We start from the raw sequence: 26,592 nt of genomic DNA, 5'->3' as shown, positions 1-26,592 counted from the left end.
GCGTGGTTTTGCAATTTTGATTCACGCCGAAGCCTTTATTGTGCCCGGTTTTGCTTGTGAACGGTAGGGTAGGTTTCTATGAATAGAGCTCGGAAAGCGCTTCGTGGCCGGGAAATTGATCGAAATTGGCGGGTCGAAATTGATTCTATCAGGTAAATTCTCGAAATTCCTGTTTGTTTTCGCTGTATTTCTGGCGCTTCTGGCGCCGGTTGCGCAGGGCTTTGCCCAGGATATCGCCACGCAGCAACGGCCTATTATCGATTCTCTCGAGAGGCAGGCGGCGGTCCTGTCCGATCAGATGGGGAAAGCGTCGAAGAACGACGCGTCCCTGGTCGATCTGCGCCTGCAGATGGAACAGGTGGCGAAGAAGTTGCTCGATGCGGGTGTGGCATTCAGACCGCGGCTGGCGGAGATCAATGCGCGGCTGGAGCAACTCGGTGCGCCGCCAGCCCAGGGACAGCCCGCCGAGCCGCCTATCGTTACCGAGGAGCGTACTCGGCTGACCGGTGAAAAGGCCGAGATCAACGCCATGATCGGGGAAACGGAGGACACCTCGCTTTCCGTCAATCAGATGATCGAGCAGATTGGCGACATGCGCCGCGAACTGTTCGCACGCACTTTGTCACAACGTGTCGACATCAATTATTCGCTGGGCAGCGAAGTCATCAGTGCCGCCGGCGCGGAGACGCAGACGCTGGGACGGGTGATTTCATCCTGGTGGCGTTTCGTCGTCATGTTCAAGCTCAAATCATTCCTGGCTGCGGCGTTCTTCGCCTTGGCGGCGGCGCTTGTCCTGCATTTCGGCGCGCAGCGTTTCCTGGGGGAGTTGTTCTGGCGTGATCCCACCGCAGATGCCCCGTCCTATCTCAGCCGGCTTACCGCGGCCTTCTGGTCGACGCTTGTTCCCTCGGCTGCTGTTGGCGTATTTCTCGGGACCACCTATTTCTTCCTCAATTATTTCAACGTACTGCGGCCCGATATCGCAACAATGCTGTCGTCGCTGTTTGGCGTTACCGGCATCGTCTATTTCATTCACAGGCTGGCGAAGTCGGTGCTCTGCGCGAATATGCCGGCCTGGCGGCTGGTGCATATCGCGCCAAAGCCGGCGCGGATACTGACCTATCTCATCACCGCGACCGCGCTGATCAACGGGCTCGATTATTTCCTCAACACCGTCAGCCAGGTCGTGGTGTCACCACTGTCGCTGACGGTGGCGAAAAGCCTTATCGCCACGGTGCTCGTAGGACTTTTGATTATCGCCATCGCCTGGGTGAAGCCGATCGAACGGGAAGATGCCGGGGTCGTCCGGCCCTGGCCCAAGCCATTGCGGATCTTTCTTATATGTCTGGGACTGTTTCCGATCGTCGCGGCCCTGCTCGGCTATATCGGGCTGGCGCGCTTCGCTTCGCAGCAGATTGTCGTCAATGGAGCCTTCCTGGTGACGATGTATCTGGGTTTCCTGACCGCCCGGGCCATTACGGACGAGCACGCCTTCGGCAGCACCTCTGTCGGGCGCGCGATGAAGCAGCGTTTCGGCATGGACGAGACATCGCTCGATCAGCTCGGACTGGTCGCGGGCGTTCTCACGAACTTTGCCGTTTGTCTGATCGGCATACCGCTGATCCTGCTGCAATTCGGCTTTCAGTGGTCCGAGTTGCAGACATGGTTCTTCCGGTTGATGACCGGCTTCCAGATCGGCAATTTCTCGATTTCGTTCACCGGTATCTTCACCGGTCTCCTGCTGTTCGTCATCGGCTATTTCGTCACGCGCTGGTTCCAGAACTGGCTCGACGGCAGTGTCATGGCGCGGGGGAGGGTCGATTCCGGCGTGCGCAATTCGATCCGCACCGTCGTCGGCTATCTCGGCCTGGCGGTGGCGGCGTTGATCGGCATCTCGGCGGCGGGAATCAACCTCTCCAATCTGGCACTTGTTGCCGGTGGTCTCTCGCTCGGTATCGGTTTCGGCCTGCAGAACGTGGTGTCGAACTTCGTCTCCGGCCTCATCCTTCTGGCCGAACGGCCTATCAAGGTGGGCGACTGGGTGGAGGCCGGCGGCGTTGCGGGGATCGTCAAGAAGATCAGCGTGCGCGCCACGGAAGTAGAGACATTCCAACGCCAGTCGATCATCGTGCCCAATTCGTCGCTGATCAACGGCAATGTCGCCAACTGGACGCATCGCAACAAGCTCGGCCGCGTTGATATACCCGTGGGGGCGGCCTATGGCAGTGATCCGCGCAAAGTCCATGCGCTGCTGTCGGATATCGGGCGTTCCCATCCTCAGGTGCTCAAGAACCCCGAAGCTTTCGTCGCTTTCAAGGGGTTCGGTGCATCGTCGCTCGATTTCGAGCTGCGTGTATTCCTGGCCGACATATCGGCCATCGTGCTGGTCCAGAATGAGCTGCGTTTCCAGATTGTGGAACGATTCGCGGAGGAGGGAATCGAGATTCCATTCCCGCAAACCGACATCCATCTGCGCATCGAGCAGATCGAAGCCATTGCCGATGTGATCGCGGCCCGGAACAACAAGCCGCCGGCCGATGCCAATGGCCAGGAACGCCCCGGGGAAACGAAGGTAACGGTAAAAGTGGGAGGCAAGGCCGGCACCAGCGGAATAAAAATCTGACGATGTTCAGTTGCCGTTCAGTTTAGGGGCTTTATAACAATGCCTGACACAACAGGCAGAGATACATGCCTTACAGAGGAGGCGGTGGCGACACCGGGAGCGATATGAATAGATTTGCAACAGCCTTGTTTCTTACTGTTATCAGCGCCGCTCCAGCATTCGCCGCTACCGCGGTCAACAAGGACAGCGAGCCTCGCACCCTTGTTGTCACCGAGGGTTCGACCAAGAGCGACCTGCTCCTGTCGGCGGGCGAGACGGTGGATTTCTGCCCGTCGGGCTGCTTCGTCACCTTTCCGAATGGCGATCGCCAGGCGCTGACGGGAAGTGAGACAATCGAAATCAACGGCGGCGCGGCGACCATCAAATAGGTGATTGCGTAAATAGGTGACTGCGTCCGGGCGGCGCCCATTTTGAAGATGGGAGCCGCTCTGATGATTGCTTTTATATCGTACTCTCCCTCGCTCTTCCCGAATTTTCCGCGCTGAAAATCCTTCTCAAATCTTTTGTTTTGCGCTAAGTGTTGTCTCAGACAACATTAGTGTGGGCGCATCGATGAACACCGTTGATGAGATACGCAGCTTCAACCGCTTCTACACGCGCGAAATCGGGCTTCTGGACGAGCATCTTCCGAAAAGCGATTTCTCGCTCGCCGAGGCGCGGGTTCTCTATGAACTGGCGCATGGCCCGGAGCAGGGAGGCGGGGAACTGACGGCGGCTGAGATCGCCCGTGTGCTGAGCATGGACAAAGCTCATTTGAGCCGGATACTGACACGGTTTCGCGCGCGCGGGCTGGTGGTGAGCCGGATCAGTCCCGAGCACGGCAAGCGGCGGCAGCTTGCATTGACCCATGCTGGACGTGAGGCGTTTGCCGCACTTGAGCAGGGCACGCGGTCGCAGATGGAAGAAATCCTGATGCCGCTCGACGGAGAAAGACGCGAGCGGCTCGTTTCGGCGATGCATTCAATCAGGACGGTGCTCGACACAAACAAGGCACAGGCTGGAAGTGTCCGGTTGCGCGGGATCGAGCCGGGCGATCTTGGGTGGATCGCGCATCGCCAGATGGTGCTCTACAACCGCGAATATGGCTGGGACTGGACCTATGAGGGGCTTGTCTGCGAGATTTTCGGTAATTTCGTCGCCCATTTCGATCCGGCAGGCGAGGACGGCTGGGTCGCCGAACGTGCCGGTGTGATCGTCGGATCGGTATTCCTGATGAAGAGCGCCGATCCCGCCGTGGCCAGGTTGAGGCTGCTTTATGTGGAGCCAAGCGCACGCGGGATGGGGGTCGGACGCAGGTTGGTTGAAACGTGCATCGAGCGAGCGCGCGAACTCGGCTATAAAAAGCTAACCTTATGGACCAATGACGTGCTCGTGTCGGCGCGCCGCATCTATCAGGCCGCAGGTTTCCAACTCATCGATGAAGCCCCGCATCATTCGTTCGGCAAGGATCTCGTCGGGCAGACCTGGATACTCGACCTCGACACATCCGAGGCATACGCAGGATAAAACCTGGTTGATCGCGTCTGGCGTTCTTGCATCGGCAGAAATCACCCTGTTTTTTTAAGCGCATGTTTACCCCATCCCACAGTTGCGCAAGTGCGTCCTCTATACATCGCCGGAGTTCATCCTTCGTTTTCTTATAGCTGCTAGAGCAGTTGCTGTTCTGAACGAAACGAAGAACCGCCCAATTCCTGTGCTCGAACGCAATTCGGGACAAAAGGTAGTTGGGAAACGGGTTCTCATTTTCCGGGCCGGTTCCAGGGCGATCAAATGCCCTGGGGGACAATTGCCTTTAGGACGTGGGGGTAGGAAAACGATGGCTGCGGGCAAAAACAACAGGGCCGATACGAAAGTACCCCTGGCGGTCGATCTCGACGGCACTTTGATCGCGACGGATCTTTTGTGGGAAGGCATCTTCCTGCTTTTGAAAAAAAATTTCCTGTTTGTCTTTCTGCTGCCGATCTGGGCGTTGCAGGGCAGGGCGAGGCTGAAGCATGAAATAGCCGAGCGCGTTACGATCGACCCCTCGACGCTGCCCTACCGGCCGGAATTCCTGGCATTCCTGAAGACGGAACATGCCGAGGGCCGCAAGCTGGTTCTTGCGACCGCCGCCGCCACCTCCTTTGCCGAGGCGGTAGCGAAGCATCTCGGTATTTTCGATGCGGTCTATTCGACAGACCGGTATCGCAACCTCGCTTCAGAGGCAAAGCTGAAGATGCTGGTGGAGGCCTTTGGCGAGGACGGATTCGACTATGCCGGCAATTCCCGCGCCGATATCGCCATTTTCGACAGAGCGCGGAATGCCATCGTGGTCGCGCCTGATAGAGCCGTGCGCGCCTGGCGACTGAAACAGGGGCCGAACGGGCACACCGGCGGCTTCTTTGCCGCGCCGCGCGTGCGGCCCGGCAGCTATCTCAGAATGCTTCGCGTTCATCAATGGATGAAGAACATGCTCGTCTTCGTCCCGGCGATCCTCGCCCATGACATCCTCTATCACGACGTCTTCGGACGAACCTTTCTCGCCTTCGTCTCCTTTTGCGCCGCTGCGTCGTCGATCTATATCATCAACGACCTGTTCGACCTGCAGCTTGACCGTCGCCATGCCCGCAAGAAGAAGCGGCCGTTCGCCAGCGGCGAACTTCCCATATGGTTCGGGGTCTGCGCTTCGATAGCACTTCTGGCGCTCGCCTACGGGATCGCCGCCCTGTTGCCCACCGAATATATGCTGGTGCTGACGCTCTACCTCTTTGTCACCACCGCCTATTCGGCGGCGCTGAAGCGGATGCTGCTCATCGATGTGCTGGTGCTGGCGGGGCTCTATACCGTGCGGTTGCTCGCCGGCGCTGCCGCCAATGCGACGCCCGGCTCGTTCTGGCTCCTGTCTTTTTCAATCTTCTTCTTCCTGTCGCTGGCGCTGGTCAAACGCTATGTCGAACTGAACCATGCACCGCCGGATGAAAACGAGAAAATCGCCGGCCGGGGCTATCGCAGCAGCGATCGGGAAGTTGTAGCCCAGAGCGGAGTGGCCGCGGCGTTCGGCGCGGTGATGGTTCTGGCGCTCTATATCGACAGCAATTCTGTCAAGACGCTCTATTCCTATCCCTGGATGATCTGGCCGCTTTGTCCGATCGTACTCTACATCAATTTGCGCATCTGGATTCTGGCGCATCGCGACCACATGCATGACGATCCAGTTGTGTTCCTGCTTAGCGACTGGCGCAGCATCATGATGATCATGCTCGGTGGCGTCATGCTGATGACGGCGGGCATGCGCTGATGTCGTTCGATCGTTTTGGCGATAACTCTGGCGATCGCTTTGGCGAGAGCTTTGGCCGCATAGAGCGGAAACCGCGACGGGCGGTTTCATTTGCCGGGGCGGAGCGGTCGCTGCAGGACGGGTCTGCTGCGCCGGGGTCTTTGCTTGGGTTCGGCAATGGCCGTTCCTATGGCGACAGCTGCCATAATGACCGGGGCGCTTTGGTCGAGATGCGCCCGAAAGACCGGATATTGGGATTCGATGCTGCAAGCGGCATTATCGAAGCCGAAGCCGGCGTGCTTCTGGCCGAGATCATCGCCTTTGCCGCGCCGCATGGCTATTTTCTGCCGGTGACGCCGGGCACCCGCTTTGTGACGCTGGGCGGCGCCATCGCCAATGACGTGCACGGCAAGAACCATCACCGGCGCGGCACGTTCGGCTGTCACGTTGTTTCATTCGAGCTGTTGCGTTCAGACGGAACGACGGTCAGTTGCGCCCCGCTCAACAACGAGCCGCTCTTCGCCGCGACGATCGGGGGAATGGGCCTGACGGGGCTGATCTCGACGGCCCGGATTCGGCTGATGCGTGTTGCGTCGCTGGATGTCGAGGAGCGGATCACGCGCTTTGCCGATCTCGACCAATTCTTCGAACTGGCTGAGAAGGCGGATGAGGCCAATGAATATGCCGTTGCATGGATCGATCAGATCGCGAGAGGAGCGCGCGCCGGACGCGGGCTGCTTCTAACGGGAAACCATGCGGGGAACGGGAATTTCACCGTCAACCCACGACCGACACGTCTGCGCGTCCCCTTCGAATTGCCCTTTTCGGCGCTGAACCGGCCAAGCCTGACACTTTTCAATGCCGCATATCTGAATTTGAAGGGAAGGGGCGCTGAGCCGCATCTGACGGGATATGAGCGATTTTTCTATCCGCTCGACGGCATGCGCGACTGGAACCGGCTTTATGGTCCTGCGGGGCTTTACCAGCACCAGAGCGTCATCCCTTATGCACAAGCACCGGATACAATCCCTGCCATGCTTGAGGCGACGCGCAAGGCAGGCGAGGTATCGTTTCTGACGGTGCTGAAGCGGTTCGGGACGATCGGCTCGCCGGGACTTTTGTCGTTTCCGCAGCCGGGCTATACTCTGACGCTCGATTTTCCCAATCGGGGCGCGGGAACATTGGCGCTTTTGTCCGAACTCGATCGTTTGACGATTGCGGCTGGCGGGCGGGTCAATCCCTACAAGGACCAGAGGATGTCGCCGGCGACCTTCGCTGCGTCGTTTCCACATTGGAAAAAGCTGGAAGAGCATCGTGATCCGGCGTTTTCGTCGAATTTCTGGCAGAGAACGGCGATGGCGCTCGTTTGATCAGGATATGAAATACCAATTGCAATCAAAAATTGCGGATGGTTCGAATTTTACGGAAGCGCTTTGCGGCTTCTCAACATGCTCGGTGTAACGCTTCGCTGCAGATCGCAGGCGACAGCCTAAAGTGGGTAAGGCAAGGATGCGATGACGAAATATATTCCTTTCATTCTGTTCACGGTGATGACCAACGCCGCGGCGCAGGTCCTGCTCAAATATGGCATGATCACGCTCGGACCGATCAGCTTCAGCGCAGATACCGCGATCCAGCGCATCTTCCAGATTGTGTTCAATCCCTGGGTGTTTGCCGGGCTCACTGTCTTCGTCATCTCGATGGCGTCACACCTCTACGTGTTGTCGAAGGTCGATCTTTCCTTCGCCTATCCGTTTCTGAGCCTCGCCTATGTGGCGGTGGCCGTTTTCGCTTGGGCGGTGTTCAAGGAAGATCTCGGCACATTGAAAATCGCCGGCATCGCCTTCATCTGCATCGGTACGGTGCTGATCGCGCAGAGCGGTCACGGCAGCGGGGCGGCGTCTCGCGAGACAGTGAATACCGATTCCAACTCCAAGTTCTAGGGCCCTGATGTTTCAGGGATAGCGGGTAGAAACATGCGACATATCATTTTCGGCGGCGACGGCTTCGTTGGCCGGTATCTGGCAAACGATCTGGTCAGCCAAGGCGAGAAGGTCGTCGTGGCGGATATCGTCAAGACCGACCTGCCGCATTACGCCAAGGCGAAGTTCATCCATTGCGACGTCACCAGCGAGGCGCAGGTGAATGCCGTCGGGCTCAAGCCGGACGACATGGTCTATAATCTCTCGGCAAAGATGCTGGCGCCGCTGCAGGTACGCGCCAAGCGTCATGATTTCTTCTGGCCGGTAAACTATCACGGCGCGGCGCACATCATGAGCGCTATGGACCGGGCGGGGGCGTCGAAGCTGGTGCAGTTCACCACCGACATGGTCTACGGCCACACCGTCGTCTCGCCGCAGACCGAGGATCATCCGATCGCTCCGCTCGGCGAGTACGGCAAATCGAAAGCCGCCACCGAAGCGCTCGCCGCCGATTGGCGCACGCGCGGCATGAACATCTCTATCATGCGTCCCCGGCTGATCATCGGCCCGGGCCGTCTCGGTATCCTGGAAAAACTGTTCAAGCTGGTCGACCGCAATTTGCCGGTGCCGATGATCGGTTCGGGCAAGAACCCGTACCAGTTCATTTCCGTCTATGACTGCGCGGAAATCGCGCGGCTCGCCTGGGAGCATGGCGTGCCGAACGATGCCTACAATCTCGGCTCCTCTAATCCCCCTTCGGTGCGTGAACTGTTGGGCGGACTGATCAAGCAAGCAGGGTCGAAATCGATCCTGCTGCCGACGCCGGCCTTCGCGGTCAAGGGCGCGCTGGCGATGCTCGATGCGGTCAACAAACCGCTGATGGATCCCGAGCAATATCTGATCGCCGACGAATATTGCGTGCGGGACACGTCGCGCGCGTTCGCCGCTTTCGGCTGGAAGCCGAAATTCCGCGACGAGGACATGCTCGTCGCCGCCTACAAGGAATACCGCAACAAGGTGGACGGCAAACCGGTGGCCCATATGGTGCCGCTTGCAGCGGAATAGGAACGGGGGAAGAAGTATGGCCAAGGCTGTGAAACTTGTGAAAAAAGAAGCGTCTGTCGATATACCAGCCGTAACGGCAGGGGGAACGCGGAAGCCCGATCTCCTGACGGTCGAGCAGGCCAAATCGATGGCCCTGCCGCGGATGACGGAGCTTTTCTCGGCTCATATCAATCCCGGCCAACTGCATTTCATGAAGCTGCTCGGCTTCAACAAGATCAAGATCGAGCGTGCCGAAGGCATGTATTATATCGACCAGAATGGCCGGAAAATCCTCGATTTCTTCGGCGGTTTCGGCTCGCTCGCCTTCGGTCACAACCATCCGCGCATTCTCGCGGCTCGCCAAGCCTTCCAGGAGGAAAAGCGCCACGAGATCGCCATGGCCTTCATGTCGCAATATGCGGCGGCGCTGGCGCATAATCTTGCCGCCTGCAGCCCCGGCGATCTCGACATGGTGTTCTTCGGCTCGTCCGGCTCGGAGGCCATGGAGGCGGCGCTGAAGGTTGCCGAGCGCGCCGCTGGGCCGAAGCGCCCGAAGGTGGTCTATGCCGAGAATTCGTTCCACGGAAAGACCAAGGGCGTTCTCAATGTCACCGACGGCAAGCTATATCGTGGCGAGTTCAGGCTGGCCGGCGATACGGTGCGCGTGCCGTTCGGCGATATCGACGCGATCGAGAATGCCTTCAAGTCCGATCCCGAGATCGGCGTCATCGTTCTCGAAACCATTCAGGGCGGGGCAGGGATCATCACCGCGCCGACCGAATTCTGGCAGAAGCTGCGGGCGCTCTGCGACCGTTACGGTGTGTTGTGGGTGGCGGATGAGGTGCAGTGCGGGCTTGGCAGGTCGGGCAAGTTCTATGCTTTCGAGCATCACGGGGTGGTGCCCGATGTGACGGCGCTGGCGAAATCGCTTGGCGGCGGCAAGACCGCGATGGCGGCGATGATCGCCAGGCGCGAGGTCTATATGAAGGCCTATGGAACGCCGAAGACGGCGCTGATCCACGCCATGGCGACCTTCGGCGGCATCGGCGAAGCCTGCATCACGGCGATCGAGGGATTGAACGTGCTTTATGACGAGCACTTGATCGACAATTCCGCGGCGGTTGGAGACTATCTCGTCGAACGGTTGAAGGCGCTGCAGGAAAAATATCCGTCGCTGATCAAGGAAGTGCGCGGGCAGGGGTTGATGGTCGGTCTGGAGTTCCACGATTTCTCCAAGTCCGTGCCCGTCGTGCTGCGTCCGGTCCTCGCCATGCTGGACGACAAGCTGAAGGGCTCGCTGCCGGGCTTCATCGGCAGCCATCTCCTGCGCGACCATGCGGTGCTGGTGGCCTTTACCGAATATAATCGCAATGTGGTCAGGCTGGAGCCGCCGCTGATCTGCGAGCGGGCGCATGTCGATCAATTCATCGCGGCGCTGGACGAAGTGCTCTCGCGCGGCATCGTCCGGATCGTCAAGGATTTCGTCAAGGCGCAGGTGAAGTCTTAAAGCTATCCGCTCTTCATCTTCTTGTTTCGGGGAGATGGGGAGCAGATGCCGGCCATCAAGGGGGCAGGACCATCAAGGGGAGGTTGGGAAAACCCCCGGCCGCAGCAGCATGTCCCAGCAATCGTTGAGCTTCACCTCCTGCCGGTCCTTGAGCGCGTCGGCATAGATGCGGCGTAGCGCACGGCGGCCGGTGGTCAACGGGCAGTGCGGCACGAGCACGGCGTCGGTCTCGGCGATCGATTTCCGGGCAGCGTCATCAAGCGGCGGCACGGTGCGGTAGGGGTCGGCGCCGATCTGGATGTGCCGTGTCGCGTCACGATCGAGAAGCCATGGAAACGGATTGGTGAAATCGAGATTCATGAGGGTTGCGAAGTGGACGCCGTTCGTGGCTTCGAACTGCCTGATAGCCTTGACGGCCTCATCCGCGGAGATGACCCAGTACATCTGGTAATCGAGCTCTGAATAAAGCTGCCAGCTTGGAAGCTGGCCATGGCTGGAGAGATCGCTATAGGCATCGCCATGTTTCAGATAGTGCTTTTCCATGAGCAGACTGCGCTCCATGATATCCCAGCGCGTAGAGACCTGCCCCAGTGTTTTCATATCCGTCACCGGTGCTGCGACATAGGTCGGCGATACGGCGACGGCGCGCAGCGTCTTATGGGCGATCTTGGCTGTATAGGGGATCGCGACAAATCCGACCAGTACGGCGATCAAAAGCCGCCGTGGAACAGGTTCATTAGCGGACTGGATGAAGATCGCCAGAAGGATCGGCCACAGGAAGGTAAAATCCTGGCTGCCGGTGTTCTGCGTTTCGAAGAAGATGCCGGCGACAAGCGCCACGCCGAGCCAGACGAAATTGCTGTTGAGCAGGGTCGCCGCTGAGCCGGCGCGGAGTTTCTGCCGTCCCATCCAGGCGAGCGCGAGAACCAGAACGCCACCGGCCAGAATGATGTCCAGATCGGTGGAGAGAACCGTGAGGAATCGTGGCAGCAACGCCTCTTCATTCATGCCGATGAGCAGAGCTATCTCGTCGAGATAGGCTGTTATCATACGCCCGTTGAATTCCAGGCAGATGAGGGCGGCGAGGAATATCGCGCCCGCCAGGACGACGCTGCGCCAGGAAATACGCCCGGACAATAGCGCCAGAAGGCCGATCAAGCCGCCGGCCAGAAAGCCGGTGGCCTTGATGAGGAACAGCGCCAGCATGGCCAGCCCGCAGATAATCGCGAGCCTGCGGCCATCCTTGACGAACATCAGGGCGGAAACCAGCACATAGAGCAGCAGCGTGGCGTGGCGATTGTAGATGCCGAAGCCGTCCAAGCCGGGATAGGGATGGAAGGACTGCACATTGGCGGGGCAGATGGCGAAAATCAGGAATGGGATGAGCAGTGCGAAGGCGAGACGGCGCTCAGTGCGAGCGACGTCCTGGATGATCACCGCCATCAACGGAGCCGCGACGATCAGGATGACCCATTGGGCGAGAAGAAGCGGCTGAGCATGGGGGAAAAGTTTCAGGCCCAGCGCAAAGATATAATAGGCGAGCGGCCCCACCGGAGTGAGAAAATCTGTGTTGGGTATCTGGCCGTTATAGATCCGCTGCGCGGCATCGAAATAGATGTAGGTGTCCCAATACATCGGGCCGATGGGCAGGATGAGGCGGATGCTCAGGAGAACACAGAGCGCGAGAAGGGCCAGCGCGAGCCAGGCAAGCGGCGCCCTTGCCATACGGCGCAGGAAAGGCTCCCGCCCGCCGCCCCCTTCATATTGTTCAGCCGGCATGTCCGTCACGATCGATCTCCCCCGCTCAGCCATTCATCGGTCATGAAAGACGAAATGGCAAGGCTCAGGGATTATGCAGACCGTTGCCGATTGCCGCCGACATGACTGCCATGTTGCGCGTCGCGGCATTTCGTGGCCATGTCGCAAACAGGCCTTACCAATGGCCGGGGCACTCGGCATAGTGCACAAAAATCCGTCCTTATGCGCGGGCCGAGAAGCCCGCCTTTATTCAGGGGAATGACACGATATGAAGACCCATGCCCGTGCGGTGGTGATCGGTGGCGGTGTGGTGGGCGTTTCGACGCTCTACCATCTGGCGAAGAAGGGCTGGAGCGATGTCGTCCTGATCGAGCGTAAGGAACTGACCTCGGGCTCGACGTGGCATGCGGCGGGGCTCTTGCCTCTGTTCAACATGAGCTATTCGGTCGGCCAGATCCACAAATATTCGGTGAAGTTCTATCAGGAACTGCAGGAAGAAACCGGCATGAATGTCGGTTTCACCAATTGCACCAATATCCGTTTGGCCCGCACCAAAGACCGCTGGGACGAATATATGTATTATGCCGGCGTGGCGGAGACGATCGGTGTGCCGGTCAAGTTGCTTACGCCCGAAGAGGTCAAGGAAATCTGGCCGCTCGCTGAAATGGACGGCATTCTGGGGGCGATCCAGCATCCCGATGACGGCTATATCCAGCCGGCGGATTTGACACAGGCGTTGGCCAAGGGCGCGCGCGACCGTGGCGCAACCATCTATCGCCATACTGCGGTTCTGGGCATCGAGCAGCAGCCGGACGGCCAATGGCTGGTCAAGACAGACAAGGGCGATATTCTCACCGAGCATGTGATTTCCGCCACCGGCAATTTCGCGCGCAAGACCGGCCAGATGGTCGGCCTCGATATTCCCGTTATTCCGGTCGAGCATCAGTATATTGTCACTGAGCCGCATCCGGCTATTCTCGAACGCAAGGCCAAGGGCCTGCCTGAGATGGGCGTGCTGCGCGAGAGCGATTCCTCCTGGTACATGCGCGAGGAAAATGGCGGCCTGCTGCTTGGACCTTACGAGAAGGGCGCGCCGGTCTGCTATGTCGATGGGCCTTCCGACCAAAGCGAATACGAGCTGTTCCAGGAAGATCTGGAGCGGCTGATGCCCTATATTGAAACGGCCATCGCCCGCGTACCGGCCTTCGGTGAAGTTGGCATCAAGAAGGTTTATAACGGCGCTATCGCCTATACGCCCGATGGTTCGCCGATCATCGGCCCGGCGCCACGATTGAAGAATTTCTGGCTCAACGAAGGACATTCCTTCGGCGTGACGGCGGCGGGCGGGGCCGGCTGGCAGCTCGCGGAATGGATCGTCGAAGGCGAGCCGTCCATCGACATGATGGGCGTGGATCCGCGCCGCTTCGGGCCCTATGCGACCGAGGGTTATCTCAAGGAGAAGAACGAGGAAGCCTATGCGGAAGTCTTCTCCGTCCATTATCCGGACGAGGAGCGCGGCGCGGCGCGGCCCTTGAAGCGTTCGCCCTCCTATGATCGCCAGAAGGCGCTCGGCGGAGTGTTCGGCTCCGTCTATGGCTGGGAACGCGCCAACTGGTTCGCGCCGGAAGGTTACGGCATCGATGTTGCCTCGCTGGACAAGCCGGACGTGTTGCTCAACCGCAACCATCCGAAGCCCGATGCCGACGGCAAGGTCAAGGAGTTGTGGTCGTTCCGCCGCTCGAACTACTTCGAGCATGTCGGCAACGAGGTGAAGAATGTGAGCGAGAATGTCGGCCTTCTCGACATGTCTGCCTTCGCCAAGATGGAAGTTTCCGGCCCCGGCGCGCGCGCATGGCTAGACTCGATCCTCGCCAACCGCATCCCTAAGAAGATGGGGCGCATCGCGCTTTGCCATCTGCTGACCAAGAATGGCGGCGTGCGCTCGGAATTCACCGTCTATGAATGGAAGCCCGGTTCGTTCTATCTGGTTTCGGCTGGCGCTTACGAAAACCATGATCATGATTATCTCGCCAAGCTTCTGCCTGCGGACGGATCGGTGCGCCTGCGTCCCATCACCCAGTTGTTCGGCGTGCTGGTGCTGGCAGGGCCCAACAGCCGCAAGGTGTTGCAGAAGCTGACCCGTACGAGCCTCGCGAATGAGGACTTTCCCTGGCTGTCTGGCAAAAAGATCAGTGTCGGACCGGCGACGGCACATGCGCTGCGCGTCAATTTCGTCGGCGAGCTTGGCTGGGAGCTGCATCACCCGATCGAGCAGCAGAACACGATCTACGACCTTCTGATGGAAGCAGGCGCGGAATTCGGCATCAAGCCGTTCGGCATTCGCGCCATGACGGCGATGGCGGTGGAGAAATCCTATCGCCTGATCCCGCGCGAACTTTCCATCGAATATAACGCCTTCGAATCCGGTCTCGACCGCTTCGTTCATCCCAACAAGGGCGATTTCATTGGCCGCGACGCGGTGGTGAAGGCGCGTGAGCAAGGGCTGAAGTGGAACTTCGTGACGCTTGAGGTGCATGATATCGGCGATGCCGACATACGCGGCTCGGAGCCGATCTACCAGAATGGCAAGCTCGTCGGCCGTGCGACGCATGGCAGCTATGGCTGGCGCCTGGGCAAGAGCCTGGCGCTCGCGATGGTCAAGCCGGACCTCTCCGCGCTCGGAACCGAATTCGAGATCCGGATCCTCGGCAGAATGCACAAGGCAACCGCCATTCAGGAATCGCCGTTCGATCCGGAAAACGAGCGACTGAAGGCGTAAACGCGTTGGACTGACCGATTGATGCCGCGGCGTGTGTTTTCGTCGCGGCATTTTTCATTTCTTGTGATATTGTTCCAGTATGGGACTGCGAACGATCCATGTGCTGGTCATGATGATGGCCGTTATGGCCTCGTTCCCCGCGCGCGCCCAGGATAAGGCGGGAGACGGCATTCCGGTTGACGTGGAACTGGTGCTGGCCGTCGATGCGTCGCGCTCGATGGAGGCGTTCGAGCAGAAGATCCAGCGCGATGGCTATGTCGCGGCGCTGCGCCATCCGCAGGTGATCAAGGCGATCCTGGAAGGGCTGCACGGCCGCGTCGCCATCACCTATATCGAATGGGCGGGCTTCGGCTCCCAGCGCATCATCGTTCCCTGGACGCTGGTCGATAGCAAAGAGGCGGCGGAAAAGCTCGCCGCCGAGCTCGACCAGCCGGTGCCGCCGCCGCAAAGCCGCACCTCGATCTCGGGCGCGATCGATTTCAGCGCTGGGCTCTTCGACAATAGCGGCTTCAAGGGACAGCGCCGCATCATCGATGTCTCCGGCGACGGCCCGAACAATCATGGCCGGTCGGTGACCGCCGCGCGCGCCGCTGCACTGGACAAGGGCATCACCATTAACGGCCTGCCGCTGATGACGCGCGGCTCGCTCTATGGCGGATGGGACGTGAAGGATCTCGACCAGTATTACGGCGATTGCGTCATCGGCGGACCGGGAGCGTTCATGATACCGGTCAATTCATGGGAGCAGTTTCCCGAAGCCGTGCGGCGCAAACTGATGCTCGAACTGGCCGGCGATCCGGCGGAGACCTTTGACGCGGACGATCCGCCGGTCCTCAAAGTGCAGGAGAAGCAGGATTACGACTGCATGGCCGGCGAACGGGTTTGGCAGCAGCGCATGCGGGATTGGGAGTGGAGGTAATACTCACTACTCACGCTGCAATCAGTTGCTTGCGGTCGGCGCGTTCCTGTTGCGGGGAGCGGCCGTAGAGTTCGCGGTAGCATTTGGAGAAATGCGACGCCGAGACGAAACCGCAGGCGACTGCCACTTCCACCACAGGCATCGACGACTGGATGAGCAGGTGGCGGGCGCGGTCGAGGCGGATCTCCAGGTAATATCGTGCCGGTGACCGCCCCATTTCCTGGCGGAACAGGCGTTCGATCTGGCGGCGCGAGAGGCCGACATGATCGGCGACCTCGATCAGCGACAAGGGCTCGGTCAGGCTTGCCTCCATCAATTCGATGATGGTCAGCACCTTGGAGTTCTGCACGCCGAGGCGCGCGCGCAACGGCAGGCGCTGGCGATCATGCGGGTTGCGAACACGGTCGGTCAGGGCCTGCTCGCAGACGCGGTTGACCAGATTGTCGTCGAAATCGTCGCCGATGAGCTTGAGCATCATGTCGAGCGCCGCGGTGCCGCCCGCGCAGGTGTGGATATTGCCATCGACCTCGAACAAATCGGCATAGACATCGGCTTTGGGGAAGGCCTCGGCGAAACCGGGCAGATTTTCCCAATGAATGGCGCAGCGCTTGCCGGAGAGGAGGCCAGCGGCGGCGAGAATATGCGCGCCCGTGCAGAGACCGCCGACGGCGACGCCTCGATTGAACTCCTCGCGCAGCCAGGCGAAGACCGATTTGTTCTGAAACTTTTCCACATGGACGCCCGAGCAGACGAACACCATCGAGGGCCTGTCTTCGCCGGTCAGAAAGCGGCGCTCATCCTCAAGGGAGGAGGTGACTGCGCATTCAACGCCATTGGATGCGGTGATGGGCTTCCCGTCGCTCGATGCGAGACGCCAGCGATAGGCGTTGTAGCCGAGCATGCGATTGGCAATCCGCAACGGCTCGATCGCCGTCGCAAAGGCGATCATCGAGAAATCAGGAATGAGAAAGAAGACGAATGAGCGCTTTATAAGCGTTTTCTGATCCATGGCTGCAATGTTCCCGCTGTCTTCTGCCGTTTCTCTGTCGCATCTGAACAATGATTCAGCACGATTCAGGCGCAGTTAAGACCTAAAAACCATTGAGCCATAGAATTATTCCTATGGGAAGTGCGACGAAATAGCTGTCGCAAACGGGCGATATTTTATAGGGCTGGGAACAGGCCGGAAAGAATAACGGGCGGCAGGAACAAGCGGTGCCGCCCGTTGGCATTATCCCGAGACATCATTTCCCGGTCTTCCTTTGCTGACGCTCATAGAGGTCCGGCCAGCCGATATCCTGAAGAATGTTCTCTGGCAGATAGGCCAGGGCGCGGACGGTGTCGCGCTGCCGCTTCCGGGCGGCGATCAACGCAACTTTCTCTCTGTATGTCCTCGCAACTCCGAGTGTGGTGCTTTCGAAAAAGCGCACCAACCGATCAGCATAGGTCGCCCGAGATGTGCTATAATTGTCCAGATAGTCTCTGTCGCAGGTGGTCATGGTCTTTTCCTCGTCCATTTCCGTTACTTCTGGGTTGACTATGCAGGACGCTTGATGTTCAATCAAACGAAATTGAAGAACAGTTACATTCAGAATAATTGATCTAAGAGGCAGATCATGACAGCTCCCATGCACCACCCGCTACCGATCCTCGATCTTGATGTGTTGAGGACATTTGTCATGATAGCGGAGACCGGAAGTTTCTCGGCTGCGGCGAATGCGGTGTTCCGCACGCCGTCGGCAGTATCGATGCAGATCAAGAAGCTGGAGGAGACGCTGGGCGTCACGCTTCTGGAGCGCGATGCGCGCTCGGTGGCGCTGACCAGCGATGGCGAGGTGCTGCTGGGTTATGCAAGGCGCATGCTCGCACTCAACCGCGAGGCTGTGGCGAAGTTCGTGGTGCCGACCGTGTCGGGCGTCGTCCGTCTGGGATCGCCGGACGATATCGGGGAATGGGTGCTGCCTTTCGTGCTCAAGCGCTTCGCCGAAACGCATCCGAGCGTGACTGTCGATGTCGTCATCGACCAGAGCATCAATCTGCGCAGGCGCATGGACGAGCACCGCCTCGACATCACCATGGTCAATGTGTCGAACACGGTGCCGAAGACCAGCGATGTCGAGGTGCTGATGACCGAGGAACTGGTTTGGGCCGGCGCCAAATGCGGCACCGCGCATGAACGCGACCCGCTGCCGCTCTCGATGTGGGAGGAGGGTTGCGCCTGGCGCGGCAATGCGCTGGAGGCACTCGAAGCGGCGGGGCGGGACTATCGCGTCGCCTATATGAGTTCACATACCACGGGGCAGCGCTCGGCAATTCTCGCCGATCTGGCCATCGCTCCATTTGGCAAGACTTTGCTAGGCGAGGGGATCATCGCACTCGGGCCGGAACACGGCCTGCCACCGCTCGGCACCTATGAGCTTGGCATGATCGTCGCCAAGGATGCCGGCCAGCATGTCCAGGTGGTGGCGGAGCATCTGAGGGGGATTTTCGAGAAGTATCAGCGGACGGGGAAGTTTTGAGTATCTGAAAGTGGCGTTTAAATGCCTCCCTCTGCCCTCGTGAGCTTGTCGAAGGGCGGCAGAGGAAGTGCAGAACGCTTCCATATCGAATCCGATAAATGCGCCAACTATCTGTTTTACCGGAGCTTTCGCTTGAGCGTAGCCACACGGTGTTTGTCGGTCTTGCGCCGCAGGCCGTCATCAAAGCCCAGGCGGACCAGGTTTCTACTGGATGGCGGAAACGCCGCGCTGCACGAAGCGTGGATTTCGGTCACAGGTAACCGGGACAATAAAATATCCACATTGTCCGCCGTCAGTCCTGATCCCGGCATGATGGCGATCTTGTCTCCCGCCGCCGCGAAGGCTTTCTCCAGATCGTCGAGTCCTTCAAGCGCGATTGGGGCGCGGCCTGAGGTAAGAATGCGCTCGAAACCGGTGTCGGTGGCGATGTGCACCGCTTCGCCGATATCGGGCACCAGATCGAAAGCGCGGTGGAGTGTGGTGCCGAGGCCGTTGGCGTGCGCCGTCAGGCGGTCGAGCGCGCGGTGATCGAGGCTGCTGTCCGGCTTATTGACGCCAAACACCACGCCTGCAAGACCGGAAGCGCGGACCGTATCGATATCGCGCAGCATCTGGTCGATTTCCCGCTCCCCATAGATGAAATCCCCACTACGCGGGCGGATCATCGCATAGACCGGGATATTTGCCTGCGCGGCGAGGGCGATGAGGCCGGGCGAGGGAGTGAGGCCGCCCAGTTGCAGCGCCGAGCAGAGCTCGATGCGGTCGGCACCGCCTTCGATCGCCGTCGCCAGACCTTCCGTGTCATCGACGCAGACTTCCAGTTGGATGGCGCTCATGGCTGCACTTCCGCTAGTCCCAGCAAACCGGCGCCTATCAGCCCCGGTTCGATGCGGCATTCTCCACGCACCACCAGTGGCTGGTCGGTCTTGCGCAGGATGCGGCTTCGAACGGCTAGGTCGATGCGCTCTATTAGTGGGAGGGAATTGGAGAGGCCGCCGCCTACCGGCACGACGGCCGCGCCTACCACATTGACGACGAGCGCCAGTGCATCCGACAGGATGTCGACGTGGCAATCAACCGTGCGGGCGGCATTCGCATCGCCGATCGTCCATGCGTCGATGATCTCGGTGCTGGATCTATCGACGCCGTGGAGATAGCGATGCAGCTTTTCGAGCCCGCGGGCGCTGCATATGGCATCGATGCACCCCGTCTGGCCGCAGCCGCAGGGGAAGCGCGGTATGGGGACCGGCGGACTTCCCGCCGATGTCGCCGAAATGGGCCCATGGCCCCATTCCCCGGCAAAGCCGCCGGCGCCCACCAGGATCTTTCCGTCGATAACGATGCCGCCGCCAACGCCGCTGCCGAAGATCGCGCCGAAAACGATACGATGGCCGCGTCCTGCGCCCGTCACGGCTTCGGCAAGCGCGAAGCAATCGGCATCGTTGGCAATCAGCACGGGCCGTTTCAGGAATTCGCTGAGGTCGGCGACCAGCGGGCGCCCGTCGATGCAGGGAATGTTGGCGCAGGTGATGCGCCCGCTGTCGGCATCGATAACGCCGGCAAGCGAGATCGCGATGAGGCTATGATCGTTGCCGGTCGCTTGCGTGGCGATGCGACCGATCGCGGCGGCGAAGGCCTCGAAATCATGGAGCGGCGTCGGTACCTTCCCCAGGGACTGGATGTCCGTGGGCGATGAAGCGCTGGCGCTCTTGATGGCGGTGCCGCCGATATCGAAGCATGTAATCATTCGGACTTATTCGCAGAAAGCAGGGGCAGTGTCGATGGGAGGAGAATTTGATAAATGAGTAAATGATGCGTCTCCCGGCTTGCCATTCTGCCCCGCTGAAGCAGCGGAAAGGGCGAGGCATGGATTCCTGTGACAAGCACAGGAATGACGGAAGAGGTTGACGTTCAGGTTTGACGGGAGAGGGTGACGTTCAAGTCTAATGTAACGCGCTGTATGCTGGGCGGTCCTCGTTATGGCGGTGATCTCTCCACCGTCATCCCTGTGCTTGTCACAGGGATCCATTCCCCGGCGATACCGCTCCGCTACGGCGAAAAGCAAAACGCCCTACTCACGGTTCCTCCTCGCGGCGCGTTCCTCGCGGGAGCGGCGGCGGGGGGCTCCGTCTCCCGGCCCCTCGGAGCCGTCGCCATCGGAGTTCCGTTCGGGGAGCTTCACAGCCGCCGACAGTTTGGGAAATGGATCGACCTTGTTGGGTATCGCCATGGCGTAGACGAAATGCTCCTGGAACTTTGGCTCCAGCGCGGTTTCGATCTTCTCGATGCGATTGACCGTTTCCTCGATCTCGCGGCGATAATCGCGGTTGAGCAGCGCCATGCGGGCCCCGGTTCCGGCCGCATTGCCGACCGCCTTGACGTTTTCCAGCTCGCAATCGGGGATCAGCCCGAGCACCATGGCATATTTCGGATCGATGAAGGAGCCGAAGGCGCCGGCGAAGCGAATCTGATCGACATGATCGATGCTGAGCTTGTCCATCAACAGCTTCACCCCGGCATAGAGCGCGGCCTTGGCCAGCTGGATGGCGCGCACGTCGTTCTGGGTGATAGCGATGCGCGGGCTGCCCTCATGCAGGAGATAGGAGAAGGTGCGGCCATTGGCGGTGATGCGTGGCGAGCGGACGGCCAGCGCGCCATCGACAACGCCATCCTCGGAGATGATGCCCGTCAGGTACATTTCCGCGACCACTTCGATGATGGCTGAGCCGCAAATGCCGGTGATGCCGGTGCTGCTGGCTGCTTCCGCAAAGCCCGGCTCATCAGACCATTGTTCGACGCCGATGATGCGGAATTTCGGCTCCAGTGTCCCAGGATCGATGCGCACGCGCTCGATGGCGCCCGGTGCGGCGCGCTGTCCGCCCGAAATCTCCGCGCCTTCGAAGGCAGGGCCGGTTGGCGAGGAGGCTGCGACGGTGCGCTCGCGATTGCCGAGCACGATCTCGGCATTGGTGCCGACATCGACGAGGAGCATCATCTCGTCCTGCCGGTGCGGGCCTTCGGAAAGCGTCGCGGCGGCGGCGTCCGCGCCGACATGGCCGGCGATGCAGGGCAGCATGTAGACGCGGGTGCCGGCGTTCATCGGCAGCCCGATATCCGACGATTTCAGATGCACAGCGCCTGAAACAGCCAGCGCGAAGGGTGCGCCGCCGAGTTCCGTCGGATCGATGCCCAGGAACAGATGGTGCATGATGGGATTGCCGACGAAGACGGCGTCGAGAATGTCTTCCCGCGCGATGCCGCCTTCGGCACAGACCTTGTCGATCAGCCCGTTGATCGCCTCGCGCACGGCAAGCGTCATCGCCTCGCGTCCGTCAGGGTTCATCATGACATAGGAAACGCGGCTCATCAGATCTTCGCCGAAGCGGATTTGCGGGTTGGACGCGCCAGCAGAGGCGAGCGTGCGGCCCGAAAGCAGCGAGGAAAGATGCATGGCGATGGTGGTCGAACCGATATCGCAGGCGATGCCGTAAGCCTCGTTCTTGAGGCCAGGCCAGAGCGCGATCAGGGTCGGGCGGTCCGTTTCCTCATCCTGGTGGACGGCGGCGGTGACACCCCATTTTTCCTTGCGGAGGATATGCTGGATATGGGGCAGGAGATGAGCGTCGACCTGCAGGTTCCTGTATCCCCAATCCTTTTCGATCGCCGCCTTCAGCCGGTCGAGATCGCCGAGCGGCTTGTGCATGTCGGGCTCCTCGACCTCGACATAGCACATGTGGATGGCTGGATTGCGCGCGATGATGCGGGTGTCGACATCCTTGCGTATGGTTTGCGCATTGACCTGGACGTCCTGCGGCACGTCGATGACAAGATCGCCCTCGATGGTGGCGGAGCAGGAGAGGCGGCGGCCCGGCTTCAGCTCGCGCTTTTCGGCATAGCGAAGTTCTTTCGGGCCGACTTCGGAGATATGGTCGTTCGAGGAGGTGATGCCGTGCTTGGCGAACCGGCCCTCCTGCACCTCGACCTGGCAGCGCCCACAGGTGGCGCGTCCGCCGCATACGCTTTCGACATAGACGCCGAGGGTGCGCGCGGCTTCGAGGATCGGCGTGCCAACCGGGAAATGCCCACGCTTGCCGGAGGGCATGAAAAGAACGAGGGGGTGGCTGGCCTGTGCGGCGGGATTTTTCGCTGGGGCATTCATGGCTGCAATCAACCTTCTTGTGCTCTAACCGCGAGCAGGGCGGCCTGTGTTCTTCACCCCCCGCTGGCCTGCCGCCCATCTCCCCCACAAGAAGGGAGATGGGTTGTTATTGTCGTTGGCAGCCAATCGGCAAGGTTGCAGAACGAAGGCTTATCTCCACCCTTGTGGGGGGAGATGGCCGGCAGGCCAGAGGGGGTATTGTCACCCCCGATATATCATCCATGCGGCCCTGACATTCAAGCCGGGCCGCATAGCCTTAAGCCATGACGCCGCGCCTTGCCTCGCGTCCGCCACGACGACGGCCGTTTCCGTCACCCGCTGGCGCAGGCTGGCCCGTATTCGCACTGGCAGCGGCCGTCGGCTGGTGGTCGCGGTATTTGTTGATCCATCGGCCGCAATTGGGGTCAGTGCCGTTCAGCACATTGGCAGCGTGGACCATTTCCATCTCCTGCGGGCGGCAGGGGTTCATGATGGCGGAGGTCATGCCGCTGGCGATCACCATGGGGATGAAGGCAGCGTTGATGCCGTGGCGGTGCGGCAGGCCGAATGAGATGTTGGAAAGGCCGCAGGTGGTGTTGACGCCCAGCTCCTCGCGCAGGCGGCGCACCAGCCGGAAGACCTGGAGGCCGGCGCTTCCCATCGCGCCGATCGGCATGACCAGGGGATCGACGACGATGTCATGGGCCGGAATGCCGTAATCGGCGGCGTGGCGCACGATCTTCCGCGCCACTTCGAAACGCACGTCAGGGTCTTCGGAAATACCGGTTTCGTCGTTGGAAATCGCCACGACGGGCACGTTGTATTTCTTGATCAGCGGCAGGATCGCCTCGAGCTTCTCCAGTTCGCCCGTCACGGAATTGACGAGCGGGCGCCCCTTGGCGACCTTCAGCCCGGCCTCGATGGCGGCGCTGACGGAAGAGTCGATGGAGAGCGGGAGGTCCACCAGCCCCTGCACGATCTCCAGCGTCTGCACCATCAGCGCGGGTTCCGTCGCGTTCGGATCGACGGCGGTGACGCCGGCATTGATGTCGAGCATGGTCGCGCCAGCCGCCGCCTGCTCCAGCGCGTCCTTGATGACCGTCTCGAAATTGCCCACCACCATTTCGGCGGCGAGCTTCTTGCGACCCGTCGGGTTGATGCGCTCGCCGATGACGCAGAAGGGCTGGTCGAAACCGATGACGATTTCTCTTGTCGCGGAGGCGACGATGGTGCGGGTCATGCGAATCTGTTCCTTATTGCGCGGCGGCGACAGGGGCGGCGGGGTCTAAATTCCAGGTTCCACGCTCGACCAGCCATTCGGAGGCTTTCTTGATGCCACCGAAGGGGAAGACGTGAACCTGCTTGATGTTGCTCGCGGGATTTTCGAGCATATGGCGCTCGATCGGCCCGACGACGCCTTCCGGCGAATGGGTGGTGGCGAGCGCGGTCAGGGCGAAGGCATTCTTCTTCAGGAAGCTGATCGAATTGCCGACGCCGCACATGGCGGCATATTTGATGAGCGTGGTGATCTTGGCGGGTCCGGCCACGCCAAGATGGACTGGCAGATCGATGCCGGCTTCGCGCAAGCCTTCCGCCCAGGCAATGAAATGGTCAGCATCGAAGCCAAACTGCGTGACGATGCGCAGCCTTGCGCCGGTGCGTTCGCCGAAATTCCTTTTCAGGCGCAGCGCCTCGATGGCGACGGATTCGGAAAAGTCCGGGCTGCCCTCGGGATGGCCGGCGACGCCGATTTCAGTGATGCCGTAGCGGTCGAAGAAACCGGTTTCGAGGACCTGCATGGTGGAATTGAATTCACCGGCAGGGCGCTCAAGGCCACCGCCGATGACGAGAACGTCGGTGACGCCAGCCTCTTCAGCCGCACGGCGGATGCGGGTTTCGAGCGCCTCCTTCGTGGTGAGGCGGCGGCAGGCAAAATGCGGCACGGGCTTGTAGCCCAGATCGTGCACGCGTTTGGCGGCGGCGGTCAGTGTATCGACCGAATCGGTGCCGATATCGGTGATGTAGACGCGGCTGCCGGCGGGAAACAGGCCCGGCAGTTCCTGCGATTCGATCGCCTGCTTTGGCGCGACCTCGATGGATGCGGCGATGCGGCTCATGCTTGCCTCACGGGTTTTAAATTCATGGATGGTCATGTCCACCTGCCTTTACCAGCGCCACGAGGCGGGTTTGAGTGAATTCACGGTCGAGACGCTCCAGTGCGGCGCTGGCTTCGGCTTCGAGATCATCGCCGACAGGCGTAGGCGATCCGCGACGCCATTCGGCGAGATAGGCGTCGGTATCCTGCGCGCCGACGCGCATGGCGCACATGTCGATCGCCTCGGTGAACCGCAGAGGCAATTCGCGCTTGGCGGCCTTGCGCCCCTGCTTGACGATCACCTGGGCGGGTATATCCCGCCAATAGACGACAACGAGATCAGCCATGCACTTTCATCCTTCCATATGCTCAGCATCGCTGGAATCGCGGGGCGGGGCTTGCTGCGCGGCGACGTGCGGCCATTCAAAAGCGACGTGAGCGGCTGTCGTATTTGCGTCATGAGCCGAGGTGGTCAAATTGGATCAGAGAAAGGGCAGCTTGGTGATGAGCGTTCCAGCGGTGAACAGTACTGCGGCGATGATGCCAAGGGATATCAGCCCGATCAGGATGCCGATCACCATCAGGATGCCATCTCGCTCGGTGAGGGCGGCGCCGATAATGGCGGTGGCGAGGGCAGGCAGCCAGTTGGAGAGCGGTATCGGAAAAACCACGGCGAGCCCGAGGATCAGCGTCAGAAGCCCCAGCCAACGGTCGCCGTGACGCCGGGCGAATGGCCACATGCGGGGCTGGATGAAGCGTTCGATGCGCTTGAGCCAGGGAACGCCCCGCTGCGAAAGCTGGCGAAAGCGCTCCGGCGTCAACGAGCGTTCACGCAGGAAGCGCGGCAGCCATGGCGTTTCGAAGCCCAGCACCATCTGGGCAGAGATAAGCACCAGCGGAATGCCGGTGAGAATGCCAGTCCCGGGCGGAAGCGGCAGGAGGTTGACCAGGGCAAAGAAGGTGAGGACTGCAGCAAAGCTGCGGTCGGAAAGCGCCTGCTCGATCTGGCCGAAGCTGATCGGGCCTTTTGCATTCTCCGCCAGATCCTCGAAAACCTGTGACAGCGGCCGGCTGTCGGAAAAGCCGGATGGCTGATCGGGACCTGCAGTTTCAGTCGCCGGGGTAGAGATTTCCCGGGAGGGTGTCGGATGCGGCTTTTGGTTCATGCCCTGCATATCGCCCGCTTATGATGATAATTCAATGACACGAAACTCCGGTGATGAAAATTAAGAACGGGGCGGAGTGCAGGGGATTTCGATGTGGAATTCGTTTAATGCGTGGATGTATCCATAATAAATTCAAGTATATTTAAGTTTATATGATCAGCTTCAGGTGTGATTGAGCGTATTTCTGCTGCTTTCTTTCCTGATTGCACTGGTAAGGTCGCCAAATCCGGTAAACCTCCTCTCATAGGCAAGTCCGAGGAATGCGGCCGCTTCCTCTGCTTTGCGGGAGAGTTCCGGATCATCCGTCTGTGCCAGATAGATCATCTTTGTATAATTGCCGAAATACATGTCGCGCAACTCAGGGTGACGGTCGAGGCCGAGCGGCTTGACCAAGAACGCCTCGAATTGACGGGCGAGGAAATCGGTCATGAAGAAGGATGTCATGTCGTCATCCCAGCGTTCCGCGAAAGCCTCGTTGCCGACATAGAAAGAGAAACAGTGTGGCCCGGCAATGCGGTCCACGCCATATTTCTCGCAAATTTTGTCGAGCGCGCCGCCGGTGCCGCAATCGGCATATCCCACGAAAATGCGCTCGATGCCCTCGCGTCTGGCCCGCCTGATCGCGCGCTCCACGGCGGGGGCGATTCTGTCGGGATAATGATGATAAATGGCGGGAAGGCATTTCAGTTCGATATGGTCGAGGGCGAACTGCTCGCGGATCGCCAGGATTTCGCGCGCGATCATGCCGCAGGCGATTATCCGCAATCTCTTCGGCGATGGTGCTTCCGGCGGCTCAAACTTCATCTTGGCCAAGCGCGTTCATCACGCTACCCTCCTGAAGCGGAGGTGATTCCGCAGATTGTCGT

The 26,592-nt window shown here is 60.1% G+C and carries 22 protein-coding genes; 11 read left to right on the top strand and 11 right to left on the bottom strand.

Annotated features, from left to right (window positions below; genetic code table 11):
• Positions 1–190 precede the first annotated feature (190 nt).
• The 8 genes from DUT91_RS00930 (at position 191) to DUT91_RS00895 (ending at position 10,352) form a co-directional block, all read left to right on the top strand.
• Positions 191–2,623, top strand: a complete 2,433-nt coding sequence (locus tag DUT91_RS00930; RefSeq protein WP_245419483.1) for a mechanosensitive ion channel family protein — start codon at positions 191–193, stop codon at positions 2,621–2,623.
• A 104-nt stretch (positions 2,624–2,727) separates the two neighbouring features.
• A complete protein-coding gene (locus DUT91_RS00925) occupies positions 2,728–2,991 on the top strand; it encodes a hypothetical protein (protein WP_114438497.1) in 264 nt (87 codons plus the stop codon).
• A gap of 184 nt (positions 2,992–3,175) precedes the next feature.
• Positions 3,176–4,129, top strand: coding sequence for a bifunctional helix-turn-helix transcriptional regulator/GNAT family N-acetyltransferase (locus DUT91_RS00920; protein ID WP_114438496.1), 954 nt, complete (start codon positions 3,176–3,178; stop codon positions 4,127–4,129).
• A gap of 310 nt (positions 4,130–4,439) precedes the next feature.
• Positions 4,440–5,900 carry a UbiA family prenyltransferase gene (locus DUT91_RS00915; RefSeq protein ID WP_114438495.1) on the top strand — a complete coding sequence of 487 codons (1,461 nt, stop codon included), beginning with the start codon at positions 4,440–4,442 and terminating at the stop codon, positions 5,898–5,900.
• Positions 5,900–7,249 carry an FAD-binding oxidoreductase gene (locus DUT91_RS00910; protein ID WP_114438494.1) on the top strand — a complete coding sequence of 450 codons (1,350 nt, stop codon included), beginning with the start codon at positions 5,900–5,902 and terminating at the stop codon, positions 7,247–7,249. The genes DUT91_RS00915 and DUT91_RS00910 overlap by 1 nt, the downstream gene beginning before the upstream one ends.
• A gap of 144 nt (positions 7,250–7,393) precedes the next feature.
• Positions 7,394–7,822: an EamA family transporter gene (locus tag DUT91_RS00905; protein WP_114438493.1), complete on the top strand. Its 429-nt coding sequence runs from the start codon at positions 7,394–7,396 to the stop codon at positions 7,820–7,822.
• Between the two features lie 33 nt (positions 7,823–7,855).
• Positions 7,856–8,866 carry an NAD-dependent epimerase/dehydratase family protein gene (locus tag DUT91_RS00900; protein WP_114438492.1) on the top strand — a complete coding sequence of 337 codons (1,011 nt, stop codon included), beginning with the start codon at positions 7,856–7,858 and terminating at the stop codon, positions 8,864–8,866.
• Between the two features lie 127 nt (positions 8,867–8,993).
• Positions 8,994–10,352, top strand: a complete 1,359-nt coding sequence (locus DUT91_RS00895; RefSeq protein ID WP_245419481.1) for an aspartate aminotransferase family protein — start codon at positions 8,994–8,996, stop codon at positions 10,350–10,352.
• 72 nt (positions 10,353–10,424) lie between these two features.
• Here the strand turns inward: DUT91_RS00895 and DUT91_RS00890 are convergent, their stop codons facing one another.
• On the bottom strand, positions 10,425–12,131 hold the full coding sequence (locus DUT91_RS00890) for a hypothetical protein (protein WP_425373735.1): 1,707 nt from the start codon (positions 12,129–12,131) through the stop codon (positions 10,425–10,427).
• Positions 12,132–12,378: 247 nt separating this feature from the next.
• Here DUT91_RS00890 and DUT91_RS00885 point away from each other — a divergent pair, with 247 nt between their 5' ends.
• A complete protein-coding gene (locus tag DUT91_RS00885; RefSeq protein ID WP_114438490.1) occupies positions 12,379–14,889 on the top strand; it encodes a GcvT family protein in 2,511 nt (836 codons plus the stop codon).
• Positions 14,890–14,968: 79 nt separating this feature from the next.
• On the top strand, positions 14,969–15,808 hold the full coding sequence (locus DUT91_RS00880) for a DUF1194 domain-containing protein (RefSeq protein WP_245419427.1): 840 nt from the start codon (positions 14,969–14,971) through the stop codon (positions 15,806–15,808).
• Positions 15,809–15,818: 10 nt separating this feature from the next.
• Here the strand turns inward: DUT91_RS00880 and DUT91_RS00875 are convergent, their stop codons facing one another.
• Entirely contained in the window at positions 15,819–16,817 is a 999-nt protein-coding gene (locus DUT91_RS00875; protein WP_114438489.1) for a GlxA family transcriptional regulator, read from the bottom strand.
• Between the two features lie 235 nt (positions 16,818–17,052).
• Complete coding sequence (locus DUT91_RS00870) at positions 17,053–17,325, bottom strand: hypothetical protein (RefSeq protein WP_147272134.1); 273 nt, start codon at positions 17,323–17,325, stop codon at positions 17,053–17,055.
• Positions 17,326–17,424: 99 nt separating this feature from the next.
• On the opposite strand from DUT91_RS00870, the gene DUT91_RS00865 reads away from it, so the two are divergent.
• Positions 17,425–18,327: a LysR family transcriptional regulator gene (locus DUT91_RS00865; RefSeq protein ID WP_114438487.1), complete on the top strand. Its 903-nt coding sequence runs from the start codon at positions 17,425–17,427 to the stop codon at positions 18,325–18,327.
• A gap of 116 nt (positions 18,328–18,443) precedes the next feature.
• On the opposite strand, the gene DUT91_RS00860 is transcribed toward DUT91_RS00865, so the two are convergent.
• From DUT91_RS00860 to DUT91_RS00825, 8 genes are all read right to left on the bottom strand, one after another.
• Positions 18,444–19,163 carry a copper homeostasis protein CutC gene (locus DUT91_RS00860; protein ID WP_114438486.1) on the bottom strand — a complete coding sequence of 240 codons (720 nt, stop codon included), beginning with the start codon at positions 19,161–19,163 and terminating at the stop codon, positions 18,444–18,446.
• The gene (locus tag DUT91_RS00855) at positions 19,160–20,074 is read right to left on the bottom strand and encodes an ROK family protein (protein WP_114438485.1); all 915 of its coding nucleotides are present in this window, start codon (positions 20,072–20,074) and stop codon (positions 19,160–19,162) included. The genes DUT91_RS00860 and DUT91_RS00855 overlap by 4 nt, the downstream gene beginning before the upstream one ends.
• Positions 20,075–20,398: 324 nt before the next feature.
• On the bottom strand, positions 20,399–22,486 hold the full coding sequence (locus tag DUT91_RS00850; RefSeq protein WP_114438484.1) for an ASKHA domain-containing protein: 2,088 nt from the start codon (positions 22,484–22,486) through the stop codon (positions 20,399–20,401).
• A gap of 256 nt (positions 22,487–22,742) precedes the next feature.
• Complete coding sequence (locus tag DUT91_RS00845) at positions 22,743–23,705, bottom strand: methyltetrahydrofolate cobalamin methyltransferase (protein ID WP_114438483.1); 963 nt, start codon at positions 23,703–23,705, stop codon at positions 22,743–22,745.
• Between the two features lie 13 nt (positions 23,706–23,718).
• Positions 23,719–24,582, bottom strand: a complete 864-nt coding sequence (locus DUT91_RS00840; RefSeq protein ID WP_114438965.1) for a methylenetetrahydrofolate reductase — start codon at positions 24,580–24,582, stop codon at positions 23,719–23,721.
• Positions 24,583–24,604: 22 nt separating this feature from the next.
• Positions 24,605–24,907 (bottom strand): virulence factor, encoded by a 303-nt coding sequence (locus DUT91_RS00835; protein WP_114438482.1) that lies wholly within the window; start codon positions 24,905–24,907, stop codon positions 24,605–24,607.
• Between the two features lie 135 nt (positions 24,908–25,042).
• Complete coding sequence (locus tag DUT91_RS00830) at positions 25,043–25,726, bottom strand: exopolysaccharide biosynthesis protein (RefSeq protein ID WP_114438964.1); 684 nt, start codon at positions 25,724–25,726, stop codon at positions 25,043–25,045.
• 162 nt (positions 25,727–25,888) lie between these two features.
• Positions 25,889–26,530: a DUF1638 domain-containing protein gene (locus DUT91_RS00825; RefSeq protein WP_114438963.1), complete on the bottom strand. Its 642-nt coding sequence runs from the start codon at positions 26,528–26,530 to the stop codon at positions 25,889–25,891.
• Between the last annotated feature and the right edge of the window lie 62 nt (positions 26,531–26,592).

This window comes from Paramesorhizobium salinisoli (genome assembly GCF_003335045.1).
GTDB lineage: Bacteria > Pseudomonadota > Alphaproteobacteria > Rhizobiales > Rhizobiaceae > Paramesorhizobium > Paramesorhizobium salinisoli.
This window is presented reverse-complemented; position numbering and strand designations above follow the sequence as displayed.

Bases quoted from the DNA above. Each gene is read 5' to 3' on its own strand.
- DUT91_RS00885 (WP_114438490.1), top strand. From the start codon at position 12,379: ATGAAGACCCATGCCCGTGCGGTGGTGATCGGTGGCGGTGTGGTGGGC.
- DUT91_RS00850 (WP_114438484.1), bottom strand. From the start codon at position 22,486: ATGAATGCCCCAGCGAAAAATCCCGCCGCACAGGCCAGCCACCCCCTC.
- DUT91_RS00890 (WP_425373735.1), bottom strand. From the start codon at position 12,131: ATGCCGGCTGAACAATATGAAGGGGGCGGCGGGCGGGAGCCTTTCCTG.
- DUT91_RS00860 (WP_114438486.1), bottom strand. From the start codon at position 19,163: ATGAGCGCCATCCAACTGGAAGTCTGCGTCGATGACACGGAAGGTCTG.
- DUT91_RS00835 (WP_114438482.1), bottom strand. From the start codon at position 24,907: ATGGCTGATCTCGTTGTCGTCTATTGGCGGGATATACCCGCCCAGGTG.
- DUT91_RS00840 (WP_114438965.1), bottom strand. From the start codon at position 24,582: ATGAGCCGCATCGCCGCATCCATCGAGGTCGCGCCAAAGCAGGCGATC.
- DUT91_RS00910 (WP_114438494.1), top strand. From the start codon at position 5,900: ATGTCGTTCGATCGTTTTGGCGATAACTCTGGCGATCGCTTTGGCGAG.
- DUT91_RS00895 (WP_245419481.1), top strand. From the start codon at position 8,994: ATGGCCCTGCCGCGGATGACGGAGCTTTTCTCGGCTCATATCAATCCC.
- DUT91_RS00855 (WP_114438485.1), bottom strand. From the start codon at position 20,074: ATGATTACATGCTTCGATATCGGCGGCACCGCCATCAAGAGCGCCAGC.
- DUT91_RS00875 (WP_114438489.1), bottom strand. From the start codon at position 16,817: ATGGATCAGAAAACGCTTATAAAGCGCTCATTCGTCTTCTTTCTCATT.
- DUT91_RS00845 (WP_114438483.1), bottom strand. From the start codon at position 23,705: ATGACCCGCACCATCGTCGCCTCCGCGACAAGAGAAATCGTCATCGGT.
- DUT91_RS00825 (WP_114438963.1), bottom strand. From the start codon at position 26,530: ATGAAGTTTGAGCCGCCGGAAGCACCATCGCCGAAGAGATTGCGGATA.
- DUT91_RS00915 (WP_114438495.1), top strand. From the start codon at position 4,440: ATGGCTGCGGGCAAAAACAACAGGGCCGATACGAAAGTACCCCTGGCG.
- DUT91_RS00920 (WP_114438496.1), top strand. From the start codon at position 3,176: ATGAACACCGTTGATGAGATACGCAGCTTCAACCGCTTCTACACGCGC.
- DUT91_RS00905 (WP_114438493.1), top strand. From the start codon at position 7,394: ATGACGAAATATATTCCTTTCATTCTGTTCACGGTGATGACCAACGCC.
- DUT91_RS00870 (WP_147272134.1), bottom strand. From the start codon at position 17,325: ATGGACGAGGAAAAGACCATGACCACCTGCGACAGAGACTATCTGGAC.
- DUT91_RS00830 (WP_114438964.1), bottom strand. From the start codon at position 25,726: ATGAACCAAAAGCCGCATCCGACACCCTCCCGGGAAATCTCTACCCCG.
- DUT91_RS00865 (WP_114438487.1), top strand. From the start codon at position 17,425: ATGACAGCTCCCATGCACCACCCGCTACCGATCCTCGATCTTGATGTG.
- DUT91_RS00900 (WP_114438492.1), top strand. From the start codon at position 7,856: ATGCGACATATCATTTTCGGCGGCGACGGCTTCGTTGGCCGGTATCTG.
- DUT91_RS00880 (WP_245419427.1), top strand. From the start codon at position 14,969: ATGGGACTGCGAACGATCCATGTGCTGGTCATGATGATGGCCGTTATG.
- DUT91_RS00925 (WP_114438497.1), top strand. From the start codon at position 2,728: ATGAATAGATTTGCAACAGCCTTGTTTCTTACTGTTATCAGCGCCGCT.